The sequence below is a fragment of the Streptomyces sp. NPDC058459 genome (genome assembly GCF_042721685.1).
Taxonomy (GTDB): domain Bacteria; phylum Actinomycetota; class Actinomycetes; order Streptomycetales; family Streptomycetaceae; genus Streptomyces.
In genome coordinates, this window is sequence record NZ_JBHXLV010000082.1 from 1 (window position 1) to 25,708 (window position 25,708).

Genomic DNA, 25,708 nt, shown 5'->3' on the forward strand with positions numbered 1-25,708 from the left:
GCCCACCGCCCGGCGGGGGGCGGGGGGTCGCGGCGGCCGACGGCGCGGGCCGCTTCCTCGGTGGAGGACACGTCGACCAGCCAGCCCGCGCGCCCTTCGCTGACGAAGTCCAGGGTGGCGAGGGCGGTGGACGTGTGGAAGGGCTCGGTGTGGGTGGTGGTGACCGTGGGGACCAGGCCGATCCGGCTGGTGCGTGGGGCGGCGTACGCCAGTACGGCGACGGCGTCGAGGCGGCCCTCGGCGTCGACCGGATCGAGGGAGTCGTCGAGGGTGACGAAGTCGAGGGCCCCGAGTTCGGCCAGCTGGACGAGGCCGGTCCAGTGGGCGGCGGACCGGGGCCCGGCGCTGCCGAGGGCGACGGAGAGGTGGAGTTCGCGGGTCATGCTGTCCTTCTCGCCTACTTCCCGGACTTGGGCAGGCCGGGCGGGTTGATCTCGGACTTGGTCACGGCCTCGGCGGACAGCCCCCAGCGCTTGAGCACCTTCGCGTAAGTGCCGTTCTCGATCACGTGGTTGAGGGCGTCGGCGAGGGGCTTGGCGAGACCGCTGTCCTTCTTGGTGGTGGCCGCGATGAGGCCCTGGAGGGTGGCGCCGGCGCCGGAGTAGGTGCCGACGACCTCGGTCTCGCCGGTGGTCGCCGCGTGGTAGGCGGCGGTGGGGTTGGGGCCCACGAAGACGTCGATGCGGCCGGAGCGGAGGGCGAGGTAGGTGTCGCTCTCGCTCTGGTAGTACTTGATGTGGATGGGCTCACGGCCCGCCTTCTCGTCCTCCTTGCTCCACTCGACCAGCAGTTTCTCCTGGTTGGTGCCGCTGGAGACGGCGACGTTCCGCCCGGCGAGGTCGGCGGGGCCGGTGACCTTCAGACCGCTGCCCTTCTTCGTGGCGAAGCCGAGGTTGTCCTCGCGGTAGGTGGCGAAGTCGTACTTCTCCTTGCGCTCCTCGGTGACCGTGATGTTGCTGAAGCCCACGTCGTACTTGGCGCTGTCGAGGCCGACGAAGATGTTCTCCCAGGACACGATGTTGAGGTGCGGCTTGAGGCCGAGCACCCCGGCGACGAGGTAGGCGAGGTCGGGTTCCACGCCGATGAGGGTCTTGTTGTCGGTGGCGCGGAAGCCCAGCGGCGCGGCCGAGTCGGAGGAGTGGACGATCTCCAGAGTGCCTCTCTTGCGGATCTTCTCCGGGACCTCGGCGGCGATGGAGGCGACCTGGGACGAGGTGACCCGGTGCTGGTCGGGGCTGAGGTTGATCTTCGTGGTGGTGCCCTTGGCGGCCGCGACCTCGGCCGTGCCGCCGTCGGTGGGGTTGGCGCAGGCGGCCAGGACGAGGGCGGAGGCGAGGCCGAGGGCGGGGACGGCGATACGGCGGGCGGTGGTGGACATGCGGAAATCTCCTATGGGGAAGATGAGTTGAAAGGTTCAGAGGACTTTGGCGAGGAACGCGCGGGTGCGTTCGCGCTGCGGGTCGTCCAGGACGGCGGAGGGCGGGCCCTGCTCGACCACGGCGCCGTCGTCCATGAAGACGACGGTGTCGGCGACCTCACGGGCGAAGCCGATCTCGTGGGTGACGATGATCATGGTGGTGCCGGTGCGGGCCAGGTCCTTGATGACGTCGAGAACCTCGCCGACCAGCTCGGGGTCGAGCGCGGAGGTGGGTTCGTCGAAGAGGAGCACCTTGGGCTCCAGGGCGAGCGCGCGGGCGATGGCGACGCGCTGCTGCTGGCCGCCGGAGAGCTGGCGCGGGTAGGCGTCGGCCTTTTCGGCGAGGCCGACCCGTTCCAGCAGACGACGCGCGGTCGCCTCGGCCTCCTTCTTGGGGCGGCGCAGCGCGGAGACGGGCGCTTCGAGGAGGTTGTCGAGCACGGTGAGGTGTGGGAACAGGTTGAAGTTCTGGAACACGAACCCGATGTGGGTGCGCTGTTTCAGGACGTCCCGTTCCTTGAGTTCGTGCAGCTTGTTCCCGGCGCGCCGGTAGCCGATGAGTTCGCCGTCGATGCTGATCCAGCCGCTGTCGACCTTCTCCAGATGGTTGATGGTCCGCAGCAGCGTGGACTTGCCGGAACCGGAGGGGCCGAGGATCACGGTGACCTCGCCCGCCCGTACGGTCAGGTCGACACCACGCAGCACTTCGAGCGGGCCGAAGCTCTTGTGGACGCTCCGTACGTCCACCATGACGTCGTTCATCGGCTCTCTCCCTCAAGGTTCAGTGCGGTGACGGGCACCTCGCGCCGGGCGGCGGCCGCACGCAGGTCGCGCAGGAAGCGGCGGCCCCGCTGGAGCGGGGTCGGCGGTGGGGTGCGGTCGGCGCCTCGGGCGTAGTGACGCTCCACGTAGTACTGGGCGACCGACAGCAGCGAGGTCAGCACGATGTACCAGGCGGTGGCGACGAGCAGCAGCGGGATGACCCGTCCGTTGCGGCCGTAGACGACCTGGACCTGGTAGAACAGCTCGCCGATGGCCATCACGTAGACCACCGAGGTGCCCTTGAGCAGGCCGATGATCTCGTTGCCGGCGGTGGGCAGGATGGCGCGCATCGCCTGGGGCAGCACGATCCGGCGGACCTGCCGCAGCCGGGGTATGCCGAGCGCGGCGGCGGCCTCGCGCTGTCCGGCGTCGACGGAGAGCACACCGCCCCGGACGATCTCGGCCGCGTAGGCGGCCTGGTGGAGGGTGAGGCCGATGACGGCGGCACCGATGGTGCCGATCAGGCTGTCGCTGTCGACGGACCACAGGACGGGCCCGAACGGGATGCCGACGCCGAGCCGTTCGTACAGGGCGCTCAGATTGAACCAGAACACCAGTTGCACGATCATCGGGATGGACCGGAATACCCAGATGTAGGTCCAGGCGACGGTCTGGAGCACCGGGCTGTGCGAGAGCCGCATGAAGGCGAGCACGGTGCCGAGGAGGAAGCCCAGCACGGTGGCGTAGGCGGTGAGCTGGAGGGTGACCCAGACGGCCTGGACGATCGTCTCGGACAGTACGTAGTCGCCGAACACCCGCCATTCCCATACCGGGTTGGTGGCGAGGCCGTGGGTGAACTGGGCGACCAGGACGATCACGGCGGCGGCGCCGGCCCAGCGGGCGGGATGCCGGGCGGGGACGATCTTGTAGGCGGTCGGGTCGGCGGTGGTGGGCGGCACGCGGGGCGCGGCCGGGGCGGCGTCGGGGGCGGCGGTGGTCATGGTGGGTTCCGTCGCTCCTCAGGCGTGCTCGGGCGGGCTGATCCGCGAGTTCTCGATGGCGGAGCCGGTGGTGCCCCACTTCTTGAGGATGCGGTCGTACGTACCGTTCTCGATCAGCTCGTTGACGGCCGCCTGGAACGCCTTGGTGAGCTTCGAGCCCTTCTTGAAGGCGAAGCCGACGTCGAGGCGGTGGAACTCGCCGAGGAACGCGGTGTGCGCGGCGGGCTGGGCGGCCTGGTAGCGCAGCCCGTTGATGGTCGACATGATCACGTCGATACGGCCCTGCTGGAGCGCGGTGATCGTCGCACCGTTCTCCGAGTACACCTTCACCTCGTACGGCTTCTTGCCGGCCTTGGCGCACACCCCCTTCCGCGCCGCGAGGGTGGCCTCGAAGGTGGTGCCGGCGTTGATGCCGACGGTGCGGCCGCAGAGCTGGGTGAGATCGGTGATCTTCTTGCCGAAGGAGGTGTCGCCCTGCTTCACGGCGAAGCCCTGGCCGTCGTCGATGTAGGTGACGAAGTCGATGGTCTTCAGCCGCTCGGTGGTGACGCCGAAGTTGCCGGTGCCCACGTCGTACTTGCCGCTGCCGAGGGCGGGCAGGATGGTCTCGAAGGCGGCGTCCTGCCGCTCCAGTCTGACGCCGAGCACCTTGGCGACAGCCGCGGCGATGTCGATGTCCTGGCCCTGGGGTGTGCGGGAGCCGTCCGGATAGTACGCGGAGGGCGGTGTGCCGACCGAGCCGCCGATGCGCAGGGTGCCCTTGGAGCGGACGTCGGCGGGGAGCAGGGAGGCGGCGGAGTCGACCTTGTGGACGGCGGCCACGGGGTCGGCGGTCGGCGCGGGCGAACCGCCCGCCGCGGTCGCCTCGGCGGGGTCACCGGAGCCACACCCGGTCAGGGCCAGCAAGGGCAGGAGCGCGGCGGCGGCCACGAGCGGGCGCGTGTGGCCGGGGATGCCGGGGAGCTTCACTGGGCGGTGGCCTTTCCGGTGCGGGCGGGCGACGGGAGGTGCTTCTCGAAGGGCAGCGGACCGATGGACTCGGGGTCGGCCTCCGTGTCGAAGAGCGGGCGGTAGCCGGTGTTCAGGTACAGCGCGCGGGCCTCGGGCTGGCGCGGTCCGGTCGTCAGGTAGATCCGCCGGTAGCCGCGGGCCCGCGCCTCGCGTTCCAGTTCGCCGACGACCTCGCGGGCCAGGCCCCGGCGGCGGTGGGCGGAGTGGGTCCAGATCCGCTTCAGCTCGGCGGTGTCCTCGTCGTACCGGCGGAAGGCGCCGCCCGCCACCGGCTCACCGTTCTCCAGGATGAGCAGCAGGACACCGCCGTGCGGCGCGGTGAACTCCTCGTCGGGGTAGCGGGCCAGTTCGGCGTGGGCGTCCTTGCCGTAGCGGGCTGAGTACTCCTCACCGAGTTCGCGCAGCAGCGGGCGTACTCGCGGGTCGGACACGGCGACCTGGACGACCGACCGGGCGGAGAGGGCGGGCAGGCTCACTCGCCCACCGCCGTGAGCGGTCCGGTGCCGGCGGTCGCGCGGGCGGCGTCGCGCTTGGCGACCTCCTCGCGGACGATCGGGATGACATGGCGGCCGAAGTCGATGGCGTCGCCGAGCAGGTCGTAGCCGCGCGCGGAGAGGATGTCGACGCCGAGGTCGTGGTAGTCGAGCAGGGCTCGGGCGACCGTCTCGGGGGTGCCGACCAGCGCGTTGGAGTTGCCCGCGCCGCCGGTCGCTGCTGCGGTCGGGGTCCACAGGGCGCGGTCGTAGCGCTCGCCCGCCTCGGCGATGGCGATCAGGCGCTGCGAGCCGGTGTTCTCTGGGGCGCCGCCTCGGCGGTGGCGGACGAGGCCGGCCTCGCGGCGCTGCTTGATGGCGCCGACCGTGCGGTGCGCTTTCTCCCAGGCCAGTTCCTCGGTGGGGGCGATGATCGGACGGAAGGCGACCTGGATACGGGGTACGTCGGTGCGGCCGGCCTCGCGGGCGGCGGCCTTGACCTTCTCGATCTGCGCGGCGGTCTCGGCCAGCGGCTCGCCCCACAGGCAGTAGATGTCGGCCTCGGCGCCTCCGGCGGCGTACGCGGCGGCCGAGGAGCCGCCGAACGAGACGCCGGGGCGGGGCTGTTGGACGGGGAAGACATCGCTGACGAAGTCGTGGAACCGGTAGTGCCCGCCCTCGTGGTCGAACGCCTCGTGGGTGGTCCAGATCTTCTTGACGATCCCGATGTACTCACGGGTACGGGCGTAGCGCTCGTCCTTGGTGAGGGTGTCGCCCTCGCGGCCCTGCTCGTGGTCGTTGCCGCCGGTGATGAAGTGGACGGTCAGCCTGCCGTCGCTGATCTGGTCGAGGGTGGCGAAGGTCTTGGCGGCGAAGGTGGGGTACGAGACGTTGGGCCGGTGGGCGAGCAGCAGCTGGAGCCGGTCGGTGCGGGCGGCGATGTACGCGGCGGCGGGCGCCGGGTCGGGGGAACCGGAGCCGTAGGCGAACAGCACGCGGTCCCAGCCGTGGTCCTCGTGGGCGCGGGCGAGGCGGAGGGTGTAGTCCTTGTCGAAGGCCGCGCCGGAGCGCGGGGTCGTTTCGGAGCCGTCGTTGGTCGCGGCTATGCCGAGGAACTCCACTGGCATGAGTGAGCCTTTCCGGCGAAAAAACACAGGCATACGCAAGCGAACAGCCGTACGTACACGTAGTTATGACGCAGCATCAGGACAATGGCGTGACGACGTCGGGCGTCGGGAGGAGAAGGGCGGCGGCAGCGCGCGGAAGGGGGTGGGCATCGGCCCGCGCCGGAGTGGCCGGCGGAGGGAAGGGGCCGGTCAGACGGCCCGCTGCCGAGTCAGACGCAACACGAGGACGACCACACTCGACCGAAGTCGATGTGATCGCGCGTGACCAAGCGCTGCTGGGCATCCATGTGGTCAATTGAGCAGCGCATCTCGCTTTTCGTCAACCCACTGACCGCATGCCGGACCACAACCGACCAGCCACTGAGGTGTGGTTGACAGCCATATGTGCCCCGCACATACGATCGACGACGGACGGGCCCGCCACGCGGCGGGTTCATCCGGTCGCGTTGAGGGACGCGGCACGTGACGACACAGGCCACCGGCCGCACCGTACGCGAGTACGCGTGCCACCGGACGGTCGCCCACGTCCGCACCTCCCTCCCGGAGCGTCTACCGATGGCCACGCCTTCCGACCTCACCTCCACTCCCCTGCTGAAGTCCCCCACTGCCGCGTCACCGTCCGACGGGACCGGGCTGCCCCGGATCGTGCCGCGCCGGCACCCCGGCCGCTGGCTCGCCGCCACTGTCGCGCTGCTGGTGCTGGCCATGGTGCTCAACTCCGTGGTGCGCAACGACGCCTTCCAGTGGCAGGTGGTGGGGCAGTACTTCACCACCGCCGCCGTGCTCGACGGACTGCTCCTCACGCTGTGGCTGACGGCCGCCGTGATGGTGCTGGCGTTCCTGCTCGGCACCGGGATCGCGGTGCTCCGCCTCTCCGCCAACCCCGTGCTGCGCAGCCTCAGCTGGGGCTATGTGTGGATCTTCCGGTCGACCCCGCTGCTGGTGCAGCTGCTGTTCTGGTTCAACATCGGCGCGCTCTACCCGACGCTCGGCGTCGGCATCCCGTTCGGCCCCGAGTTCGTCAGCGTCAAGACGGTGAACCTGCTCGGGCCGACCGTGACCGCGCTGATCGGCCTCACCCTGCACGAGACGGCGTACGCGGCCGAGGTGATCCGGGGCGGCATCCTGTCCGTGGACGCCGGCCAGACCGAGGCAGCGAAGGCCCTGGGCCTCGGCAGCCGGCGCACCCTGCGCCGGATCGTCGTCCCCCAGGCGATGCGCTCGATCGTGCCGACGGCCGGGAACATGCTGATCGGCACCCTGAAGGGCACCAGCATCGTCAGTGTGCTGGCCGTGCACGACCTGCTGTTCTCCGTCCAGCTGATCTACAACCGGACCTACCAGGTGATCCCGCTGCTGTTGGTCGCAACCCTCTGGTACATCGCCGTGACCTCGGTGCTCAGTGCGGGCCAGTACCACGTCGAGCGGTACTACGGCCGGGGCGCCGCCCGTGACCTGGCGCCCACCGCCCTCGCCCGGCTCGGCCTCTGGCTCACGGTGCTGCGCGCACGGGCCCGCCGCGTCTCCCTCGGCGGTGACCGGTGAGCACGCGCACCCTGGTGATCGTGGGCGCGGGACCTCGCGCCAGCGGGCTGCTGGAGCGCATCGCCGCCAACGCGCCCGAACTCTGGTCTGCGGAGACAGAGCTGCGGATACACCTGGTCGACCCGCATCCGCCCGGACCGGGCCGGGTATGGCGGCACGAGCAGTCGCCGCTGCTGCGGATGAACTCCATGGCCGAGGACGTCACCATGTTCACCGACGAGACGTCCACCGTGGCCGGCCCCGTGCGTCCCGGCCCCTCACTGGCCGAGTGGGCCGCACAGTTCGCCGGGCCGGACACCCCGCGCTTCACCCCGTACGCGGAGCCGGCCGACCCGGCGGTGCTGGCCGAGCTGAGCACCCTGGGCCCGGCCGACTTCCCGACCCGGCGTGCTCAAAGCGCCTATCTGGACTGGGTGTTCCGCCGGGCACTGGCCGAACTGCCGCCCTCGGTGACCGTCGAGTGGCACCGCACCACCGCGACCTCGGTCACCGGTCCGGCGGACGGCCCGCAGGAGGTCCGGCTGACCGGCCGGGGCGAGCCGCTGCGCGCCGACCTGGTGGTGCTGACCCAGGGGCATCTCGGGTCGACTGCCGCGCCGGCGCACCGGGTGCACGCCGACTTCGCCCGCCGGCACGGGCGTTTCCACCTGCCGCCCGCCTTCTCCGCCGACGCCGATCTGTCGGGGCTGCGACCGGGTGAGGAGGTCGTCCTGCGCGGCTTCGGGCTGGCGTTCGTCGACCTGACGGTGCTGCTCACCGAGGGACGGGGCGGCGCCTACCGGACCGGACCGGACGGCACGCTGACCTATCTGCCCTCCGGCCGGGAACCCGTACTGCACGTCGGCTCGCGGCGCGGAGTGCCGTACCACGCCAAGACCGGCTACCGGCTCCAGGGCCCGCGGCCACCGCTCCCCCGGTACTTCGGCCCGGAGGCGGTCGGCGCGCTGGCCGCCGGGGTGGGCCCGCTGGACCTGCGGCGCGATGTGTGGCCGCTGATGGCCAAGGAGATCGGGTTCGGCCACTACCACGAGCTGTTCCACGCCCACCCCGGGCGCACGGCGATGCCCTGGCCGGAGTTCCTGGCGGCCTACGACCGATTCGGCTGGTACTCCGCCCAGTTGGCCGGGCTGGTGGCCACCGCCGTGCCCGACCCGGCCGACCGGCTGGACTTCGAGGCGCTGGACCGGCCGCTGGACGGGCTCGTGTTCGACACCCCGGACGCCTTCCAGGAGCATCTGCGCGCCTACGCCCGCCGGGACGTGGCCCGCCGCGAGGACCCGGCGTACAGCGCCGACCTCGGGGCGTTCCTGGCGCTGCTCTCGATCTACGGCCAGTTGCCCGGCCTGGTCGCCTCCGGGCGGCTGACGGCACGCTCCCTGGCGGACGGGCTGGACGGCTGGTGGCACGGCTTCTTCAGCTTCCTCGCCTCCGGCCCGCCCGGCTTCCGGCTGCGCGAGCTGGACGCGCTGTCCCGCGCCGGTGTGGTGCGCTTCCTGGGCGCGGACGTCAGGGTCGGCACGGACGAGGCGACGGGCACCTTCACGGCGACGAGTCCGACCGTGCCGGGTCACACCGTGCGCGCTACCGCCCTGATCGAGGCGTATCTGCCGGGTCCGAACCTGGAACGCACCGAGGACCCGCTGCTGCGGCACCTGCACCGCGCGGGCGCGCTCGCGGAGGAGGTGGTGGCCGACGGTACGCACCGGCACCGGTCCGGCCGGATCACCGTCTCCCCCGCCGACGGCCACCTCCTGGACCCGGGCCTCGGCGGGCCGCACCCCCGCCGGATCGCGCTGGGCGCCCCCACCGACAGCAGGGCCATCGCCGCCTTCGCCCGCCCCCGCACCGACGCGCCCGCCTTCCGGCAGAACGACACGGTGGCCAGGGCGGTGCTGCGGGCGCTGGACGCGGGGCCGGAGCCGTACGTGCCGGGTCAGGTCGACCGTGCGCGGGTCGGGGGCTGACGCAGGAGGGGGCTGCCCTCGGGTGGGCAGCCCCCTCGGGTGCTCACGCCCGCGGCCCGACCGGGATGTCGCCGCGCAGGGTGATCCGGTGCATCACCCGGTGCTGGTCGCCGTAGTCGCGGTTGGCGTAGTGCGCGGTGCTGCGGTTGTCCCACAGCGCCACGTCACCCGGCCGCCAGCGGTGCCGCACCACATGTTCCGGCTTGGTGAGGTGGGCGTAGAAGATGTCGAGCAGGCCCCGGCTCTCGTGCTCGGAGACGCCGACGATGTGCGAGGTGAAGCCGGGGTTCACGAACAGCCCCTTGCGCCCGCTCTCCGGGTGCACCCGTACCACCGGATGCTCCACCGGGGTGAGCTGCGTGAACACCTCCCCCTCCCACAGGTTGCCCTTCCCCTGGCGGCGCTGGGCCAGGTAGTAGCCGAACTCGCGGGAGCCGTCGTGCACGGCGGTCAGGGTGTCGATGTGCGCCCGCAGCCCCGGCGACAGCGACTCGTACGCGGCCTGGCTGTCGGCCCAGTTGGTGTCGCCGCCGGTGGGCGGCAGCACCACCGCGCGCAGCACGGAGATCGCGGGCGGTCGCGCCACGAAGGTGACGTCGGTGTGCCACACGTCGGCGAAGCCGTTGTCCTGGCTGTCCAGCGAGTACACCTCGGGCGCCACGTCACCGGAGTCGTGCACCGGGTGCCCGGCCGTGACCTCGCCCAGCCGGCGCCCGAGCTGGATCTGCCCGGCGTCGTCGAGTTGGTGCTGCCCGCGTACGAAGAGGACCTTGTGGCGCACCAGGGCCTCGCGGAGCGCGAGCACATCGTCGTCGTCCAGGTGGGCCAGCTCGATGCCGTCGATCTCGGCGCCGATGTGCGGGCCGAGTTCGGTGAGCGGCAACCGTGCCGCCACGGCTTGGTCGCTGAGGATGCTCATACAGGTGTCCTTTCCGGTACGGCCCCTTCCGGGACCTGGGTTCCATGCGGTGGCTCAGGCCGCGGCGGCGCTCTTCACCGCGTGCGCGACCTGGGCGCGCAGCTCCCCGAACTCCGGTGAGCCGCGCAGCTCTTCGGCGTCCACGTCACTACGCGGCAGGGTGATCGGCAGGTCCAGCGCGACGGTCCCCGGGCTCCTGGTCAGCACCACGATGCGGGAGCCGAGGAAGACGGCCTCCTCGGCCGAGTGCGTCACGAACACCGTGGTGCGCCCGGTCCGGCCGGCCATCCGGCGAACGTCCTCCTGGAGCCGCTCGCGGGTGAGCGCGTCCAGGGCGGCGAACGGTTCGTCGAGCAGGAGCAGCGGGTTGTCGGCGGCGAGCGCGCGGGCGATGGCGACGCGCTGCTGCTGTCCGCCGGAGATCTCCCAGACCCGGCGCGCCTCGGTGCCCTCCAGGCCGACCCGCGCCAGCAACTCGGCCCGCCGCTGCGGCCATCGGGCACGCTCGACGCCCGCGTACCTGAGGGCCAGGTCGAGGTTGCCGCGTACGGTGCGCCAGGGGAACAGCCTGGGCGTCTGGAACACGACGCCCGCCGTGTCGCCGGGGCGGGGGTCGGTGCCGGAGACCGTCACGGTGCCCTCGGCGGGCCGCTCGAACCCGGCGATCAGCCGCAGCAGGGTGCTCTTGCCGCAGCCGGAGGCGCCGACCAGGACGAGGAACTCCCCGGTGGGCACGGTGAGATCGACCGGGCCGACGGCGGTCACGGCACCGTACCGATGGGTGACGTGGTCGAGCCGGACGGAACCGGTCTCGGCGCCGGCTGATGCGACTCGCCCTTGCTCCGGCTCACTTGAGGACATCGGGCAGCCCCTTGAGGTAGAACGCCTGCTCGACGGAGGCGGCGGAGGGCGCCGCGTCGATCTGCTTCTGGCCGGCCAGGAAGCTGCCCGTGTCACCGAGGTAGGTCAGCAGCTTGCCGGGCTTGCCGTCGGTGCCCAGCCACTCGTCGGAGGTCACCTGCTCCGGGGTGAGGAACACGCCCTGCGCGAGCTGGGCCCGAGCGTCGGCGGCACTGATGTTCAGCTCGGCCGCGACCGCCTTCACCGAACCCTCGGGGTCGGACCTGAGCAGTCGCAGCGCCTCGGCCTCCGCCTTGCGCCAGGCGTCGATCGCCTTCGGGTCGCGGGCGATCAGCTCGTCCGAGACGACGGCGAGGTCCAGGGTCGGCTTGCCCGAACCGGCCACCTGCTTGCTGCTGATGAGCTGCCTGCCGGTCTTGCGCAGCTCGTCCAGCGTCGGCAGCCACACATAGGCGGCGTCGATGTCACCCCGCTGCCAGGCGGCGAGGATCGCCTGCGGCTGGAGGTCGATCAGCTTGACCTCGGACGGCTTCAGCCCGGCCTTGTCCAGCGCGGCCAGCAGGCTGTAGTGCGAGGTCGACGCGAACGGCGTGGCGACCGTACGCCCCTTCAGGCCGGCCACGTCCGAGATTCCGGTGCTCCTCCGGGCGACCAGCGCCTCGTTCTCCCCGGCCACGTCGAGAATCCAGGCGACCTTGTACGGGATCGGCGACGGCCCGGATATCCCGCGCGCGAACGGGCTCGACCCGAGCGCGGCGATGTCGAGCGACTTGCCGAGGAACGCCTGGTTGACGCTCGCGCCGGAGTCGAACTTGATCCAGGTGACGGTGTGGTCCGGCAGCGCCTTCTCCAGCAGCTTTCTGTTCTTCACGATCAAGTCGCCACTGGGAAAGGCGAAGTAGCCGATCCGCAGCCGTCTCCCCGAACCGGAGGACGATGCGGAGCTGTCCGTGGAGCAGCCGGTGACCGCCGCGGTGGCGGCGACGGCGAGCGCACCCGCGAGCAGCCGGCGGCGGGAGGGGCGGGGGCGGGCGTACGTCATTGCGGGACCGTTTCTGTGAAAGGGATGCGGGGGGGTTCAGATGCGGCCGCGCCAGGGCACGACGGCCCGTTCCAGGCGCAGCAGCAGGCCGTCGATGATCAGGCCGGAGACGCCGATGGCGATGATGCCGACAAGCACGACCGGGGTGTTGTTGTAGTTGGCGGCGTCCTTGACCATGCCGCCGATACCGGGCAGCCCGTTGACCAACTCGGCGGCCACCAGGGAGGAGTAGGCGACTCCGACGGCCAGCCGGACACCGGTCAGCGTCTCCGGCAGGGCGGAGGGGATCACCACGTCCCGTACGACGTCCCAGCGTGAGGCGCCGAGCGCGCGGGCGGCCTCGGTGAGCGCCTTGGGCACGGCGGCGACCGCCGTGGTGGTGGAGACGGCGACCGGCGGGAACGCGGCCACGGCCAGCAGGGTGATCTTGGGCTCCTCGTTGATGCCGAGCCAGATGATGAGCAGGGAGAAGTACGCCAGCGGGGGCAGCGTCCGCAGGAAGGTGATCCACGGCTCGAACAGCGAGCGCACCCAGCCGACGGTGCCCATCAGCAGCCCGAACACCACCCCGGCGGCGATGCCGATACCGGCGCCGAACGCGATGCGGCGCAGGCTGATGCCCAAGTGCTCCATGAGATAGGTGCCGTTGTAGCCCCGGACCCCGCCGTGCGTGGTCGACACGTCGATGAAGGCCCGCCACACCCTGGCCGGCGGCGGCACCAGCGTCTCGCTCCAGGTGCCGCTCACCGCGAGCAGTTGCCACAGGAGCAGGAACAGCGCGAGCGAGCCCAGCGGAAGTGCGGCCCTAAGCAGGGCACTTGAGGAGCGGACGGGACGGGGCGCGGCGGCGGCAGGGAGCGGGGCGGTTTTCTCCGGGCGCAGGGAAAGGGACACGGGCGACCTCCATGAGGGCCTCGTAACAGCGGTGATGTGAGAGAAAAAGGGGTCAGCGAAGTGCCGCCTGCACAGCGGGAGGGAACGGTCCAGCGAGACACAACTCGCCTGCCACTGCGCCGGGTTACCTCACCGGGCGGAGCGGGCCGTCAGGGACGCGCGGACAGCGGCGGTCAGCGGCGACACGCGGCCGGGCGTCGGCACAGGTCGTGACCAGGCGTCGCACCAGCGGCATGGGATTCATGGGGCCCTTTTCTACCGCAGCCGGGGCCTACCACCAAGAGGTGTCCACGAAGTGGACCGGTGGGTGAGAAGGGGTGAGAAGGAGTGAGAAGGGGGGTCCGGGACGCGGGTGAGAGAAACGTTCTGCCTGGACAGGCCGCCCGAACCGGCGGTGACTTGAGCGGCCTTCACTCGTTTGCCGTAGCACCAGCTCCGAACGTCCCCGGTCGCGGAAAGCAGTCGTCCGATGGTCCTGTCCTCGCTCAGTCGTTCCCCGCACGATTCGCGCCGGCGCCTGCTGCACGGCGAGCGCAGACTCACCGAGCGGTACGCCGAGCTGGTCCGACTGGCCTACCTCGTCCTGCCGGCCTCGCTCGGCCGCCACCGCCGGGTCCTCGCCGCGCACGCGCTGGTGCAGCGCAGCCTGCCCGTCGCCACGCCCGCCGTACCGGCGCCCCGCTCTCCGGGGGCCGAACGGGACCGGTCGCTGAGGGTGGCGGTGGTCCGGGCCGCGCTCGCCCAGTGCCGTCGGCCCCGGCTGTGGCCCGAGGGTGCCCGGCCACCCCGGCTGCTGGTGCCCCGGCTGCCCGTGGTGCTCGGGCTGCGGCTGGCGCCACGCTCGGGCGGGGCCGAGGAGATGGCGCTCGGCCAGGCCCTGTCCGAGCTGAGCGCCCCGGCCCGCGCCGCCTTCGTCCTGCTCCATGCGGAGGGCCTCACGGCCGACCACGCGCACGGGGTGCTGGAGGCCGCCGGGGTGGCGGGGGCGCGGGTCGCCGTACGCGAGGCGAGCCGGCTGGGTACCTCGCTCGGGCCCGCCGCGGCGGCCGTGCTCACCTCGGACGAGTTCGACGCCTGCACCCTGCGCGCCCGCCCCACCGACCTGGTGCGCCGCAGGCGCCGGGGGCGTCTGGCCGCCGTCGCCGTACTGGTGGGGGCGCTCACGGCGGGCGGGCTGGCGGCGGCCGTCACACGCCCGACGCCGGACCCGCCGGGGCCGTACCAGAGCCGGCCCAGCTCCGCCGACCTGGTCCGGGGCGGCCCGGGTGAGTGGGCCGACACCTCCCGGGTCGACTTCACCGCCTGGCCCGCGCGCGGGGACCGGGTGCGCGACCGCGCCCTGCTGGACCGGGCGCTGGCCGTCTGGGCGGACCCGCCGTCCGGTACGCGGGTCGTCCGCGCCCCCGGCACCCCGGCCGACCCACCGCCGCGCGCGCCGCGCCTGCTGTACGCGGGGTCGGTCGGCGGACGCGCGGTGGTGGTGTTCCACGACGGCCAACGCCTGGTGCGGTACGGCGAGTCGGGCACCGGCGTACTGCTGGTGCTGGCCCGCGCGGACGACGCAGACCTGACGACGGCCGGGGCGGTCGCGCTGGACGAGCGGGGTGGCGCGGTGCGCTATCTGCTGGCGCCGTGGGTGGCGGAGTCCTCGGTGCGCGATCTCACCAGGCCGGACTCCCCGGCCCGGCCGCTGTCGGTGGCGCGGGACGGGGTCACCGCGCCGGTGCCCCGGTGGACGGGCGGCGGCTGCGGGCACCGTCCGGCGCTCCAGCTGCGGTCGTCCCCGGTGATCGCCGAGCATCACACGTTCCTGCTGACCGACCTCGGGGGTCTCACCCCCGCGCACCTGACCTACACCCCGCTGCCGGGCCACGGCTCACCGTCCGCCCGGCAGCCACGCGAGGCGACCGGCCCGGCGGCGCTGGTGGCATGGAAGCAGGTCGGCTGCGGCCTGGACCCGGCGGGCGGCACGGGGGTGCGGGCGGTCAACGCCTGGGACTTCGCCGAGCAGGACCTGCCGGACGGCGGCGGCCACGCCGTGTGGACGTGCGCACGGGCGGACACCTGGCGCGGCACGGGCGACATCACCGTCTCCCTGCGCCGGCCGGGCGAGGACACACGGGTGGTGACGCGGGTACGGGCGACGGCCGCGTGCGGCAGGTTCGGCCGGCACCTGGTGGCCCGGACGCACTGGAAGTCCCCGCGCGGCCACTGGTACGTCCTGGCGGCGGCCAGCCGCGCGGTCACCTCGCTCACCCTCACCGGCGACGTGCCGGCCACCCGGAGCGGTCACACCCTGGCGGTACGGGCCCCGGAGAACGCGTCGACGCGCGTACGTGCCCGGCTGGACTCGGGCGAGACGCTGTCAGATGTCGGGTCCGGGTGATCTCGGGGTACTCGGCAGTAGCCGCGATCCGCTGCCCCAGTACTGGAGACGACCATGGTCCACGTCCGACGTTCCTTCACCGTCCCCCGTCCGCTGCCCTCCGTGGTGGACTACCTTGCCGACTTCAGCCACGCCGTGGACTGGGACCCCGGCACGCAGGAGTGCACCCGCACGACGGGCGACGGCGTTCCCACCTGGCACAACGTCTCCGAGTTCCGAGGCCGCCGTACCGAGCTGGACTACCGCCTGGAACACCGCGACGAGAACCGCCTGACCTTCGTCGGCACCAACAGCACCGCGACGTCCACCGACAACCTCACGTTCCGCCCCACCCCGGACGGCACCGAGATCACCTATGACGCCGAGATCCAGTTCCACGGCCTGGCCCGCCTGGCGGACCCGTTCCTGCGCGGCGAGTTCGAACGCCTGGGGGACCAGATCACCCACACGATGCCGGACGCGATCCGCTCCCACGTCCCGGGCTGAACCGCCCGCACCGGCAGGGCCCGCCCTCCGGACCGTGCCGGAGCCGGCGGACCGGGGCCTACGGACGCAGGACGATCTTGCCCTGGGCGTGACCGCTGCCGCTGAGTTCCCGGGCCCGTGCCACGTCGGCCAGCGGGAGACTCCCGGCGACACGGACGCGCAAGCGCCCGTCCGCGGCCTGCCGGGCGTACTCGGCGAGGGCCGCGGAGGGGTGTGCGCCGCCGTCGTGGAACGGGATGCCGTGCTCGGCGGCGGCCGGGTCGGCGATGGTCACGACGCGGTCGCGCCCGCCCCGCGGCTCGACCGAGACGGGCAGGTCACCGGCACCGGCCGCGTCGAACACGGCGCCGACGCCTCCGGGCGCGACCTCGCGGACCCGGTCGGCCGGGCCCTCGCCGTCGGCGACGGGAAGCACGCCGAGCGAGCGGAGGTAGTCGTGGTTGGCCGGGGACGCGGTGCCGATGACGGTGGCGCCCCGGGCCACGGCGAGTTGCGCGGCGACCGACCCGACCGCCCCGGCCGCGCCGTGCGGCAGGAGCGTCTCACCGGCCGCGAGGCCGAGCACGTCCAGCACGCCGGCGGCGGTGCCGGCCGCGACCGGCGGGGCGGCGGCGGTGTCCCGGTCCAGCGCGGCCGGCTCGGGCACGAACCGCCGGGTCAGCGCGTACGACGCGCCGGCGCCGGTCTCCGTGCGGCCGAGCACCTCGTCGCCCGCCGCGGCCCCGGTGACGCCCTCGCCCACCTCGTCGACCACTCCCGCGGCCTCACCGGGCACGGGGGTGGCCGGGGTGAGTGCCGACGGCGGTCGGCGTGCGGAGGGCACTCACGAGCGGTCCGGCGGGCCTCAGACCTCGGGTGAGCCGTCGCCTCGGTCCTCCCGAAGTGTGCTGGTGAGGAGGGTTGTCACGATCCGCGACAGGTTCGCGGCCGCTGTGACGGGGTCCCAGCCCGGCAGGACGAGGTGGCTGATGGTCATGCGTATCGTGGTGTCGGCCGCGAGTTCCAGGTGGCCGGTGTCGCGGTGGGGGTAGTGGGTGCCGAGCCAGGCCAGCAGCATGCGGCGACTGGACTCGAAGACGGGGTCGGGGCGTGCGGTCAGGTAGGGCAGCAGGCTGTCGGAGCCTTGGCGGGAGGCGGAGACGACGGCCCTGAGCAGGGGGTTGCGCTCAGCTTCGGTCAGCACGAACAGGATCGCCGATCGCAGCGCGGTGCTGACGTCCCGCTCGGGCGATCTCAGGATCTCGGCCACGCCGCGCAGGAGTTGCTGGGTCTCCTGGACGACCAGAGCGTGGCCGAGTCCCGCACGGTTCCCGAAAGCCTTGTAGACGGAGGGCCGTGACACGTCGGCCCGCTCGGCCACCGCGGAGAGACTCACCGAGTCCCAGCCGGCCTCGGAGGCCAGGGTGAAGGCCGCGGCGAGAATGCTTCGGCGCATCTCCTTGCGCCAGGCCACGCGCGGCGGGTCCGGAGTCCCGTCCCTCGCGGTCTCGCTCGGGGGGGCGTCGCCGCCGGCCGGGTACGTCACGTCGAATCACTCCGAGGGTTCCGAGAGGGACCACCGGGAGAAGTCCCCGGTGGTCCCTCGGCACTGAGTGACGCACCGGGCCGGACACGCGTCCGGCCGGCCCGGTGCGTCATGTGTTCAGCCGGTCGTCAGCGCGGTGTCGTCGATCAGGAAGCTGGTCGCCTGCGTGGAGTTCTCCGTGCCGGTGAACTTGACCGTCACGGTCTTGCCCTTGAAGGCGGACAGGTCGAGCACACGCTTGGTGTACGCGGCCGGCGTGGTGTTGGAGTAGGTCGCCAGGGTCGTCGTCGTACCGCCCGAGACGATCTGCGTCTTCAGCGTGTCGCGCGCGGTCGAGCCGCTCTCGGCGGTCTCGATCGCGAGCTGGTAGCTGAGCCGGGGCGTCCCACTGGACGGGACGGTGACCGACTGCGACAGGGTGTCGGTGTGGGTGCTGCCGTAGCCGTTCAGCCAGGCGTAGTGCGAGCCGGAGAACGGCGCCGCGTCGGCGCTGTCGGTGATGACACCGCTGCTCGCGGTCCACGCGGTGGCGCCGGACTCGAACCCGGGGTTCTTCAGCGCGTTGGCACCGTCGGCGGGCGGGGTGGAGGTGGTGCACGCCGCGGAGGTCGCGGCCACGGCCACGCCGCTCCATGCCTTCTCGACCGCCGCGCACTGGGCGCTGCCGGCCCCGTAGAGGTCGATGGCGGCTTTGATGCTGCCGGTGCGGGCATCAGCGTAGGTGCTGGCCGAGGTCAGGTACGTGGTGAGTGTTCGGTACCAGATCTTGCCGGCGGCGTCGTTGCCGATGCCGGAGACCGTCGAGTTGTCGCAGGTCGGACTGTTGCCCCAGCTCGACTGGCCGGAGCCCACGGCGAGCAGGTAGAAGAAGTGGTTGCCCACGCCCGACGAGTAGTGCGGGTCCAGGTTCTTGGTGTTGGTGGTCCAGCAGCTCTGCGACCCCTCGCCGTCCTTCTTCGGATCGTCCATGTAGCGCAACGGGGTGCCGTTGCCACGGATGTCGATCTTCTCGCCGATGAGGTAGTCGGGGCGGTCGGCCGGATTGGCGGCGTTGAACTCCACCAGCGTGCCGAAGATGTCGCTGGTGGACTCGTTCAGGCCACCGGACTCGCCCTCGTAGATCAGCCCGGCGGTGGCGGCGGTGACACCGTGGCTCATCTCGTGCCCGGCGACGTCGAGTTCGGTGAACGGCTGCTGTCCGGGGGCGCCGTCGCCGTAGACCATGCTGAAGCTGGTGTCGTCCCAGCCGGCGTTCTCGTAGTTCTTGCCGTAGTGCACGAAGGAGCGGGCGCCGACACCGTCGTTCTTGATGCCGTTGCGGCCGTGGACCTTCTTGTAGTAGTCCCAGGTCTGCTGGATGCCGTAGTGGGCGTCGACCGCGGCCGTGGCACGGTCGTTCAGGGTGCCGTCGCCCCAGATGTTGTCGGAGTCGGTGAACGCGGTGCCGAAGCCGGCCGGCGGGCTGTCGTTGGGGACGGTGCGGTTCTGCGCGTCGCGTGTCTCACCGTTGCCGCGGGTGCCGTCCTTCAGCTGGAAACCGCCCCCTGTCGCGGTGGTGCCCAGCGTCACGTCACCGACCTGGAAGCCGTGGCCGTTGCCGTCCGCGGCGTCGGCGGCGGCGGACGCCGAGGTGGTGCCGGCGGTGGTGGTGCCGGCCTGCTGCTGCCCCGGGGCCACCAGGGTCTGGAAACTGTTCCAGCTCTTGCCGGGCTTTCCGCTCTTCGCGTCCACCAGGACGTTCAGATGGCTGGGAGACTGGTCTGGTGCGATGCCGTCCACGCGGACCCGCCAGGCGAGGCGCGGTGTGCCGGAGAGAGCGTCCACGATCAGTGCGGCGGAGGTGCTGACCTTGGTGCCGCGTAGGCTGCGGAAGGCCTTCCGGGCGGTCCGTTCGGCCCGCCGTTCGCTGACGACGGGCTTCGTGGCCAGCGACAGCGGCTTCTTCAGGGTCACACTCGCCTGACGGAGATCGCCGTCGGCGTCGGAGTGCACCAGGACGTCACCGCCGAGCACCGGCAGGCCACGGTAGCTGCGGTTGAGGTGGACGTGTCGTGTACCGTCGGCGTCCACCTCGACGGCGCGGGAGCGGAAGGTGTCGCGCGCACTCGCCCGGACCACTCGCGGGTGCTCGGCCACGGACCGCTCGGCGTCGCGTATCGCTTCTTTCGCGGTCACTCTGTGCGGGGTCGGCCGAGAGTGATCGGCGGCGGAGGCGGGGGCGGCGCCCATGGATATGGCGAGAACGCTGACGGCGAGCGACAGCGATCCCACGGAGAAGGGTCTCTTCATGGCCGGGGAGCCTGCTCTGTGACAGATCCGCCGGTCAACATGATCCGAACTCTGTTTATTGCGGGGGCCTGTGAAAGACCGATGACAGCGGGCGACCAGCACCGCGACATGCTCTCAACCGCTCACTATCGTCAACTCTGTTCAACCCAGAACCAGTTGGCCCGGAGGTCAACCGTGGTGCCCAGCTCCCGGCAGTTGCCGCCCGTCCTTGCGGACGCGCTGCGCAAGGGCCCCTTCGACGCCGCCCTCGACAGTGCGATCCAGGTCAGTGGCCTGAGTCTGGACCGCATACGGCACCGCCTCGCCCTGCGGGGCGTCGATGTCAGCGTCACCACCCTCAGCTACTGGCGGCGCGGTCGCAGCCGGCCCGAACGCCCCAGGTCCCGCCAGGCGGTACGGCTGCTCGAAGAGCTGCTGGAGCTGCCCACCGACTCACTCGTCTCACTGATCGGCCCCCGGCGACCGCGCGGCCGCTGGACCGGCCGGGACCGGGCCGTCCTGGAGACCGAACACCTCTGGCACGGCTACGAGAGTCTGCCGGATCTGCTCGGCGACCTGGGTCCCACCGGCGACGGACTGACCCGCCTCGCCGCCCATGACCGCTTCGAGCTCGACGCCGACGGCGCCGAGGCCAGTTGCCGCACCACGCTGGTGCTGCGGGCCGAGCGGGACCGGGTGGACCGCTGCGTGATCATCACGCGCGGCGACGACCCTGGCCGGCTCCCCGCGGTGGACGACGTGCGCAACGCCCGACGCGGCCGCGTCCGCACCGACCTCGACGTGCCCCTGGTCGTGACGGAACTGCTGCTCGACCGGATACTGTCCCTGGGCGAGACCGCGGTGATCGACTACAGCCTCAGGTACGCGTCGAGCGGCACCCGGTCCCATGAGTGCGGCCGCGCCTTCCGTGCCGCGGCCTCGCTCTACACCCTTGAGGTCAGCTTCAGCCCGGCCGCGGTCCCGGTCCGCTGCCACCACGGCTCCGGAGTCTCGGCGAGCCACCGGCTGGCCGACCTCAAGCCGGTCTGGATCAGCAACTCCGGCCACGCCCACGTGGTCGTGCAGGACCCCGCACCCGGCTTCCAGTGGATGCGCTGGGAGTGGGCCTGAGCGGGCAGGGCTCCTGTGAGGTGGCTCTCCTCGCGGACTTCACGCCGGGGGGCGTACGCCAGCGAGCCTGCTCAGCCCGTGGACGCGGTCCGTGGGACCGCAGCTGAGCTGACCTTCCATCAGAACATTGTCAGTCTGTCTCCTTTGCGGTGCACTCGTCGCTGAGCAAGGGTGTGGGTAGGCGGACCGTGCGCGGACGAGGGTGTCAGCTCGGTCCGGTTCGTCTCACGCCCGGGGTCGCGTCACAGGTCCGACCCCACCCAGCCGCGGAGCCGTCTGCCTAGCGCTCCGCGCCGGTTCTCACCGATGTCACTCATGTACGTGACCCCATCTGTTCGTCTGAGGGAAGGCTGCCATGCGTACTCATTGGATGAAGCGACACCTGATATACGGGGTGACCGCCGGACTGGCCGGAGCCGCACTGTCGGCCGGTCTCCTGGTCACGCCCGCCGCCGCGGCGGAGGCCCAGGGGACAGCGCGGTCCCTGGCCGCCGGCGAGGACCCCGAGGTCGTGGAGGCCGAGACCACCGACCTGGTCCCGACCGGAGCGAAGGTGGGCGACATTCTGCGGGTCAGGGATTTCGCCACGGGCCAGATGGACACCTACCGAGTCATCAACACCGCCGACCTGGGCGCCTTCGGTCAGTCCGTGCTCAAGGGGGCCATCACCGGGGCCAGCGGTGCCGAGGCGTCGCTGCGGATCTTCGGCTCCGAGAACGCGGGCGGCGCCGCGAAGCTCCCGGCGGCCGTGATCGGTGGCACCGTCGGCGGGCTCGTGGGCGGCGTGGGCGGTCTCTACGACATCATCTTCAAGCCCCAGCTGGGAGTTTCCCTGGTCAAGGGTGACGTCGTTCTCTTCGAGCCCACCACCACGACGATCTTCGACGTACCTGGACAGTTCATCGACAACGTGGGCGTCGTCCCGCTCGACGCGCTGCCGCGCTGATCTCTGGAGGCAAGCTCATGCTGAAGAAACGAAGAATTCTACGGGCCTCCCTGATGGCGCTGGCCGTCGTCGCCGTGGGAACGGTGTCCCCGCTCGCTCAGGCCGACGATGCCGAAGTCGTCGACGCCGAAGCCACGCTGCCCGCGGGGGGCACCAACTGCGAGGCCGCCTTCGTCGTGCGGGACTACGGCGGCGCGCCCGGGACGGTCGGCCTCATCTCCGCCGGCCACTGCGACACCCCCGGACACGTCCTTTTCTCCTCCAACGCCGACGCCGACTTCGAAGTCGTCAACACGGGCTACAACGTCATCGGGACGACCAGCCTGCCGAACGGCAACGAGCTGGTCAGCGCCAACTACTTCCGCGCCGACTGGGGCAACAGGGACACCTGGAGCAACCGCGACACGAGCAACACCGCGCACCCGGTCTCCATCGGAACAGCGGGGGTCGGATCGGTGGTCTGCCGTTACGGTGGCATCAGTCCGAGAGCCTGCGGAACGGTCCAGAGCACCAACACGGCCCCTCGGGGTGCGGGGTTCGCCTCCGACACGTTCGGCTATCTCAGGCTCGACATCGCCTGCCTGCCCGGCGACAGCGGCGCCGCGGTCGTGTCGGGGGACGGACAGCAGGCCATCGGCATCGTCTCGGGGCGCCGCAAGTCCGACGGGGCCTGCATCATCTCCCAGTTGAACCGGGTCCCTGCGAAGGTCGGCGGCATGCAGCTCTACCAAGCACCGCCGGCCGACCAGAAGATGTGGATGAGCCTCAAACTCAGCGACAAGTGGTACCGGCTCCCGGGGATCACCGACCGGAAGACGTGCAGCGTCATTCTGATCAACGGCCAGGCCGGAAACGCCACCGTGGTCAAGCCCGGAACCGCCATGTGCACGCCTGCCTGATCGCGGATGTCGTGATCAGGGTGTGAGAACGCTCGCGGCGAGACCTCCCCTCTTCTCGCCGCGAGCCGAGGCGCCCGGCCGGGCCGACAGGGGCTCGGCCGGGCGGAGCGGCGGAAGGAAGACGGGGTTCAGGTGGGAAAGTGTTATGCCCGGGGCGCCCGCTCGTCTCCTGTTGTGACAAGCACACCACCAGAGCAGCTACACCTGCTTTCCTCCGAGGATGTATCGCATGCGACATGACGGGTCCCGCAGGACCGACACGTTTCCGGACCGCCGCACGGTCGAGGCAGCCCGCGACGGGGACCCCGGGGCCGTCGAACGGCTCACCGCGGGCGCTCTGCCGCTGGTCTACAACGTGGTCGGCCGGGCGGCGGAGACCGACCTCGACGTCGACGACATCGTGCAGGACACCATGGTCGCGGTGATCCGCGCGCTGCCGGACCTGCGGGAAGCGGAAAAGTTCCGCTCGTGGCTCGTGGCCATCGCGGTCCGCCAGCTCACCGACGCCCGGCGCCGGGCGCGGTCCGGGCGGCTGACGACGCTGGAGCACGCGGACGAACGGCACGCGCCGGAAACCGACTTCGCGACTCTCTTCCTGCTGCGGCAGTCGCTCTCCGCCGAGCAGCGGCAGGTCGCCGCGGCCACCGCGTGGCTCGACCCGTCCTACCGCGACCTGCTGTCCCTGTGGTGGCTGGAGGCGTGCGGACGGCTGTCCCGGAAGGAGATCGCCGTGGCCATGAGTCTTCCGGCGGCCCATCTGGCGGTCCAGATCCAGCGGATGAAGACCCAGCTGGACGTGGCGCGGACGGTCGTCCGTGCGCTGTCCCGCACCCCGCGCTGCGCGGAGCTGACCGAGATCGCGGGCTCGGAAGACCCGACGCCCAGTACCTTGCTGCGCAAGCGGATCGCCCGGCACCTCCGCTCCTGCGAGCCGTGCGGTCATCCCACCGCCCGGCTGGTCCCGCCCGAGCGGCTGCTCGCCGGCCTGCCCCTGCTCGTACCGGGCCGTGCGGGAGAGCTGGGAGCGGCCGGGGCGTCGGGGTGGACCGGGCCGGCGGGGCCGCACGGGCTCGGCGAGGCGGGGAGTCCGACGGCGTCCGCCGGTACCGGGGGCCACGCCCATCCGGCCGCGACCGTCCGGCATCCCGCTCCCCGGTCCGCGACCCGCGGGCACGGCCATCGCGCGACCGGCCGCCCGCGCGGCGACCACGGCATGTTCGGCGGACTCTCCGCCAAGGCGACGAGCGCGACCGTCGCGGCCGGGGTGGCAGCGCTCGCTGTCACGGGTCTCTCCCTGGTCCCGTCCGGCTCGGCCTCCCCGGTGACTCCCTCGCCGGCCAGCACGCCCGCCCCGACCGCGCCGAGGAGTGCGGCCCCGCGCGCGCCCGAGCCGGCCGTCCTCCCGGAGAGCCGTACCCCCGCTCCTTCCGTCGTCGCCGTGCGCGCGCCGCACTCGTCCCAGGCCGCGAAGACCCCTGCCCCCACCTACTTCGTGAGCGCCGGCGGCAGCGACTCCAACCCCGGCACGTCGGCCGGATCGCCGTTCCGCACCCTTCAGAAGGCCGCGGACCTGGCCCGCCCCGGTGATGTCGTCGCCGTCATGAACGGCACGTACACCGAGCCCCGCAAGGGCTCCAACGTGCTGACCATCAAGCGCTCCGGGCGTCCGGGAGCGCCCATCACCTTCACGGCGTATCCCGGCCACCATCCTGTCCTGAACCCGAGGACGGCCTGGAACGGCATCAGCGTCTACGGCGCGTCCTACATCGTCATCAAGAACCTGGAGGTCAAGGGCAACAACGCCGCCCTGACCCTCTCCGGCGCCGAACAGTCGTCGAGCAAGGACGACCCCACGTACAACACCAACTGCATATCCGTGGAGAAGAACCGGGAGGCCGGCACGTTCTCCCACCACGTCAGCATCATCGGCAACCTGGTGCACGACTGCGCGGGCGGCGGGATCTCCGCGATCGAGGCCGACCACGTCGACATCATCGGCAACCACGTCCACTCCAACTCCTGGTACACCATCTACGGCAGCAGCGGCATCTCCGTCCTCACCCCCCGCGACACCGGCGGCGGCGACTCCCGGACGTACAAGATCCGCATCACCGGAAACCGCGTCCACGACAACGAGACCAAGGTCAAGTGGGAGGGCTGCCGCTGCTACTCCGACGGCAACGGCATCATCGTCGACACGACGAAGGGCGATCCCGGGCGGGGCAGGCCGGCCTACGGCGGACGCGTCCTGGTCGCCAACAACGTCAGCTACGACAACGGCGGTTCAGGTATCCACGCCTACAAGAGCCAGCACGTCGACATCGTTCACAACACGGCCTACCTCAACGGCCGCAGCACCCGCATGGCGAAGCCGTACGCCAACATCTTCGCGAACGACAGCACCGACGTACGGCTCCTCGACAACATCGCCTACGGCCGCCCGGGGCAGGCCACCAACGGCAACTCGAAGAACGTGGACGTGACTTACGACTACAACGTCTACTTCGGCGGCAAGGCGCCCGAGACCAAGGGCCCGCACGACATCATCGCCGACCCGGAGTTCACCGCTCCCGGCAAGGGCTCTGACGCGGACTTCCGGCTGAAGAAGGGCTCACCCGCCATCGGCTCCGCCACCCCGTTCCCGGGTCTGACCACCGACTTCACCGGTTCGGCCCTCAAGGCCCAGGCACCGGACCGCGGCGCGTACGGCTTCGGAGCCGTCGCGGGGGACACCGCGGGCGGCAGTGAGTCGTCTGCGCCGGGGAACGCGGGCGGCGGCGCCGGTGCGGGTGCGGGCGGCGCCGGTGCGGGTGACGGCGCGGACGCGGGTGCGGAGGCCGGTGGGGGCGCGGCCGACGGCAAGAGCGCGACCAATGGTGCCTCCGGTGACGAGGACTCGGGCCTCACCGCCAACGGCGGGAGCGAGCCGCTGGCGCGGACCGGCGGGTCCGACCCGGTGCTGCCGCTGGGCATCGCTGCGGGCGTCCTGGTCGCCGGGGCCGGTCTGCTCGTGCTCGTCCGGCGCAAGCGCCGCTGACACGGCCCCGCCGC

General features: G+C 71.8%; 22 protein-coding genes. 8 read left to right on the forward strand and 14 right to left on the reverse strand.

Features of this window, described 5'->3' with window-relative positions; all coding sequences use genetic code 11:
- The 7 genes from ACFWN1_RS17180 to ACFWN1_RS17210 all read right to left on the reverse strand — a co-directional run.
- Nucleotides 1-383 (reverse strand): LLM class flavin-dependent oxidoreductase (locus ACFWN1_RS17180; RefSeq protein ID WP_384362632.1); only part of this gene is annotated, 383 nt, incomplete at its 3' end.
- Nucleotides 384-397: 14 nt separating this feature from the next.
- Entirely contained in the window at nt 398-1,378 is a 981-nt protein-coding gene (locus ACFWN1_RS17185; protein ID WP_384362634.1) for an ABC transporter substrate-binding protein, read from the reverse strand.
- A 36-nt stretch (nt 1,379-1,414) separates the two neighbouring features.
- Nucleotides 1,415-2,179, reverse strand: a complete 765-nt coding sequence (locus ACFWN1_RS17190; RefSeq protein ID WP_384362636.1) for an amino acid ABC transporter ATP-binding protein — start codon at nt 2,177-2,179, stop codon at nt 1,415-1,417.
- Entirely contained in the window at nt 2,176-3,180 is a 1,005-nt protein-coding gene (locus ACFWN1_RS17195) for an amino acid ABC transporter permease (RefSeq protein WP_384362638.1), read from the reverse strand. The genes ACFWN1_RS17190 and ACFWN1_RS17195 overlap by 4 nt, the downstream gene beginning before the upstream one ends.
- Nucleotides 3,181-3,198: 18 nt before the next feature.
- Nucleotides 3,199-4,149, reverse strand: a complete 951-nt coding sequence (locus ACFWN1_RS17200) for an ABC transporter substrate-binding protein (protein WP_384362640.1) — start codon at nt 4,147-4,149, stop codon at nt 3,199-3,201.
- Nucleotides 4,146-4,661: a GNAT family N-acetyltransferase gene (locus ACFWN1_RS17205; protein WP_384362669.1), complete on the reverse strand. Its 516-nt coding sequence runs from the start codon at nt 4,659-4,661 to the stop codon at nt 4,146-4,148. The genes ACFWN1_RS17200 and ACFWN1_RS17205 overlap by 4 nt, the downstream gene beginning before the upstream one ends.
- A gap of 2 nt (nt 4,662-4,663) precedes the next feature.
- Complete coding sequence (locus ACFWN1_RS17210) at nt 4,664-5,791, reverse strand: LLM class flavin-dependent oxidoreductase (protein WP_384362642.1); 1,128 nt, start codon at nt 5,789-5,791, stop codon at nt 4,664-4,666.
- Between the two features lie 555 nt (nt 5,792-6,346).
- On the opposite strand from ACFWN1_RS17210, the gene ACFWN1_RS17215 reads away from it, so the two are divergent.
- Both ACFWN1_RS17215 and ACFWN1_RS17220 read left to right on the forward strand, forming a co-directional pair.
- Nucleotides 6,347-7,336, forward strand: a complete 990-nt coding sequence (locus tag ACFWN1_RS17215) for an amino acid ABC transporter permease (protein WP_384362671.1) — start codon at nt 6,347-6,349, stop codon at nt 7,334-7,336.
- A complete protein-coding gene (locus ACFWN1_RS17220; protein ID WP_384362644.1) occupies nt 7,333-9,300 on the forward strand; it encodes an FAD/NAD(P)-binding protein in 1,968 nt (655 codons plus the stop codon). The genes ACFWN1_RS17215 and ACFWN1_RS17220 overlap by 4 nt, the downstream gene beginning before the upstream one ends.
- 43 nt (nt 9,301-9,343) lie before the next feature.
- Here ACFWN1_RS17220 and ACFWN1_RS17225 read toward each other — a convergent pair whose 3' ends face one another.
- Genes ACFWN1_RS17225 through ACFWN1_RS17240 form a run of 4 tightly spaced genes read right to left on the reverse strand, consistent with a single transcriptional unit; the run spans nt 9,344 to nt 12,935 of the window.
- A complete protein-coding gene (locus tag ACFWN1_RS17225; protein ID WP_384362646.1) occupies nt 9,344-10,219 on the reverse strand; it encodes a TauD/TfdA dioxygenase family protein in 876 nt (291 codons plus the stop codon).
- 54 nt (nt 10,220-10,273) lie between these two features.
- Nucleotides 10,274-11,080: an ABC transporter ATP-binding protein gene (locus tag ACFWN1_RS17230; RefSeq protein WP_384362648.1), complete on the reverse strand. Its 807-nt coding sequence runs from the start codon at nt 11,078-11,080 to the stop codon at nt 10,274-10,276.
- On the reverse strand, nt 11,067-12,122 hold the full coding sequence (locus ACFWN1_RS17235) for an ABC transporter substrate-binding protein (RefSeq protein WP_384362650.1): 1,056 nt from the start codon (nt 12,120-12,122) through the stop codon (nt 11,067-11,069). The genes ACFWN1_RS17230 and ACFWN1_RS17235 overlap by 14 nt, the downstream gene beginning before the upstream one ends.
- A 36-nt stretch (nt 12,123-12,158) precedes the next feature.
- Nucleotides 12,159-12,935 (reverse strand): ABC transporter permease, encoded by a 777-nt coding sequence (locus ACFWN1_RS17240; protein WP_384362673.1) that lies wholly within the window; start codon nt 12,933-12,935, stop codon nt 12,159-12,161.
- A gap of 550 nt (nt 12,936-13,485) precedes the next feature.
- Between ACFWN1_RS17240 and ACFWN1_RS17245 the strand changes: the two genes are divergently transcribed.
- Both ACFWN1_RS17245 and ACFWN1_RS17250 read left to right on the forward strand, forming a co-directional pair.
- Nucleotides 13,486-15,402: a hypothetical protein gene (locus ACFWN1_RS17245; RefSeq protein WP_384362652.1), complete on the forward strand. Its 1,917-nt coding sequence runs from the start codon at nt 13,486-13,488 to the stop codon at nt 15,400-15,402.
- Nucleotides 15,403-15,456: 54 nt separating this feature from the next.
- Nucleotides 15,457-15,888 carry an SRPBCC family protein gene (locus tag ACFWN1_RS17250; protein ID WP_384362654.1) on the forward strand — a complete coding sequence of 144 codons (432 nt, stop codon included), beginning with the start codon at nt 15,457-15,459 and terminating at the stop codon, nt 15,886-15,888.
- A 58-nt stretch (nt 15,889-15,946) separates the two neighbouring features.
- On the opposite strand, the gene ACFWN1_RS17255 is transcribed toward ACFWN1_RS17250, so the two are convergent.
- From ACFWN1_RS17255 to ACFWN1_RS17265, 3 genes are all read right to left on the reverse strand, one after another.
- Nucleotides 15,947-16,711 carry a zinc-binding dehydrogenase gene (locus ACFWN1_RS17255; protein ID WP_384362656.1) on the reverse strand — a complete coding sequence of 255 codons (765 nt, stop codon included), beginning with the start codon at nt 16,709-16,711 and terminating at the stop codon, nt 15,947-15,949.
- Nucleotides 16,712-16,732: 21 nt separating this feature from the next.
- Nucleotides 16,733-17,323, reverse strand: coding sequence for a TetR family transcriptional regulator (locus tag ACFWN1_RS17260; protein ID WP_384362658.1), 591 nt, complete (start codon nt 17,321-17,323; stop codon nt 16,733-16,735).
- Between the two features lie 207 nt (nt 17,324-17,530).
- On the reverse strand, nt 17,531-19,702 hold the full coding sequence (locus ACFWN1_RS17265; protein ID WP_384362660.1) for a M4 family metallopeptidase: 2,172 nt from the start codon (nt 19,700-19,702) through the stop codon (nt 17,531-17,533).
- Nucleotides 19,703-19,876: 174 nt separating this feature from the next.
- Here ACFWN1_RS17265 and ACFWN1_RS17270 point away from each other — a divergent pair, with 174 nt between their 5' ends.
- The 4 genes from ACFWN1_RS17270 (at nt 19,877) to ACFWN1_RS17285 (ending at nt 25,694) form a co-directional block, all read left to right on the forward strand.
- Nucleotides 19,877-20,812, forward strand: a complete 936-nt coding sequence (locus tag ACFWN1_RS17270) for a hypothetical protein (protein ID WP_384362662.1) — start codon at nt 19,877-19,879, stop codon at nt 20,810-20,812.
- A gap of 370 nt (nt 20,813-21,182) precedes the next feature.
- On the forward strand, nt 21,183-21,758 hold the full coding sequence (locus ACFWN1_RS17275; RefSeq protein WP_384362664.1) for a hypothetical protein: 576 nt from the start codon (nt 21,183-21,185) through the stop codon (nt 21,756-21,758).
- A gap of 17 nt (nt 21,759-21,775) precedes the next feature.
- A complete protein-coding gene (locus tag ACFWN1_RS17280; RefSeq protein ID WP_384362666.1) occupies nt 21,776-22,657 on the forward strand; it encodes a hypothetical protein in 882 nt (293 codons plus the stop codon).
- Nucleotides 22,658-22,886: 229 nt separating this feature from the next.
- Complete coding sequence (locus ACFWN1_RS17285; RefSeq protein ID WP_384362668.1) at nt 22,887-25,694, forward strand: sigma-70 family RNA polymerase sigma factor; 2,808 nt, start codon at nt 22,887-22,889, stop codon at nt 25,692-25,694.
- Nucleotides 25,695-25,708 lie beyond the last annotated feature (14 nt).

Bases quoted from the DNA above. Each gene is read 5' to 3' on its own strand.
- ACFWN1_RS17185 (WP_384362634.1), bottom strand. From the start codon at position 1,378: ATGTCCACCACCGCCCGCCGTATCGCCGTCCCCGCCCTCGGCCTCGCC.
- ACFWN1_RS17190 (WP_384362636.1), bottom strand. From the start codon at position 2,179: ATGAACGACGTCATGGTGGACGTACGGAGCGTCCACAAGAGCTTCGGC.
- ACFWN1_RS17195 (WP_384362638.1), bottom strand. From the start codon at position 3,180: ATGACCACCGCCGCCCCCGACGCCGCCCCGGCCGCGCCCCGCGTGCCG.
- ACFWN1_RS17210 (WP_384362642.1), bottom strand. From the start codon at position 5,791: ATGCCAGTGGAGTTCCTCGGCATAGCCGCGACCAACGACGGCTCCGAA.
- ACFWN1_RS17215 (WP_384362671.1), top strand. From the start codon at position 6,347: ATGGCCACGCCTTCCGACCTCACCTCCACTCCCCTGCTGAAGTCCCCC.
- ACFWN1_RS17225 (WP_384362646.1), bottom strand. From the start codon at position 10,219: ATGAGCATCCTCAGCGACCAAGCCGTGGCGGCACGGTTGCCGCTCACC.
- ACFWN1_RS17230 (WP_384362648.1), bottom strand. From the start codon at position 11,080: ATGTCCTCAAGTGAGCCGGAGCAAGGGCGAGTCGCATCAGCCGGCGCC.
- ACFWN1_RS17235 (WP_384362650.1), bottom strand. From the start codon at position 12,122: ATGACGTACGCCCGCCCCCGCCCCTCCCGCCGCCGGCTGCTCGCGGGT.
- ACFWN1_RS17245 (WP_384362652.1), top strand. From the start codon at position 13,486: ATGGTCCTGTCCTCGCTCAGTCGTTCCCCGCACGATTCGCGCCGGCGC.
- ACFWN1_RS17250 (WP_384362654.1), top strand. From the start codon at position 15,457: ATGGTCCACGTCCGACGTTCCTTCACCGTCCCCCGTCCGCTGCCCTCC.
- ACFWN1_RS17260 (WP_384362658.1), bottom strand. From the start codon at position 17,323: ATGCGCCGAAGCATTCTCGCCGCGGCCTTCACCCTGGCCTCCGAGGCC.
- ACFWN1_RS17265 (WP_384362660.1), bottom strand. From the start codon at position 19,702: ATGAAGAGACCCTTCTCCGTGGGATCGCTGTCGCTCGCCGTCAGCGTT.
- ACFWN1_RS17275 (WP_384362664.1), top strand. From the start codon at position 21,183: ATGAAGCGACACCTGATATACGGGGTGACCGCCGGACTGGCCGGAGCC.
- ACFWN1_RS17280 (WP_384362666.1), top strand. From the start codon at position 21,776: ATGCTGAAGAAACGAAGAATTCTACGGGCCTCCCTGATGGCGCTGGCC.
- ACFWN1_RS17285 (WP_384362668.1), top strand. From the start codon at position 22,887: ATGCGACATGACGGGTCCCGCAGGACCGACACGTTTCCGGACCGCCGC.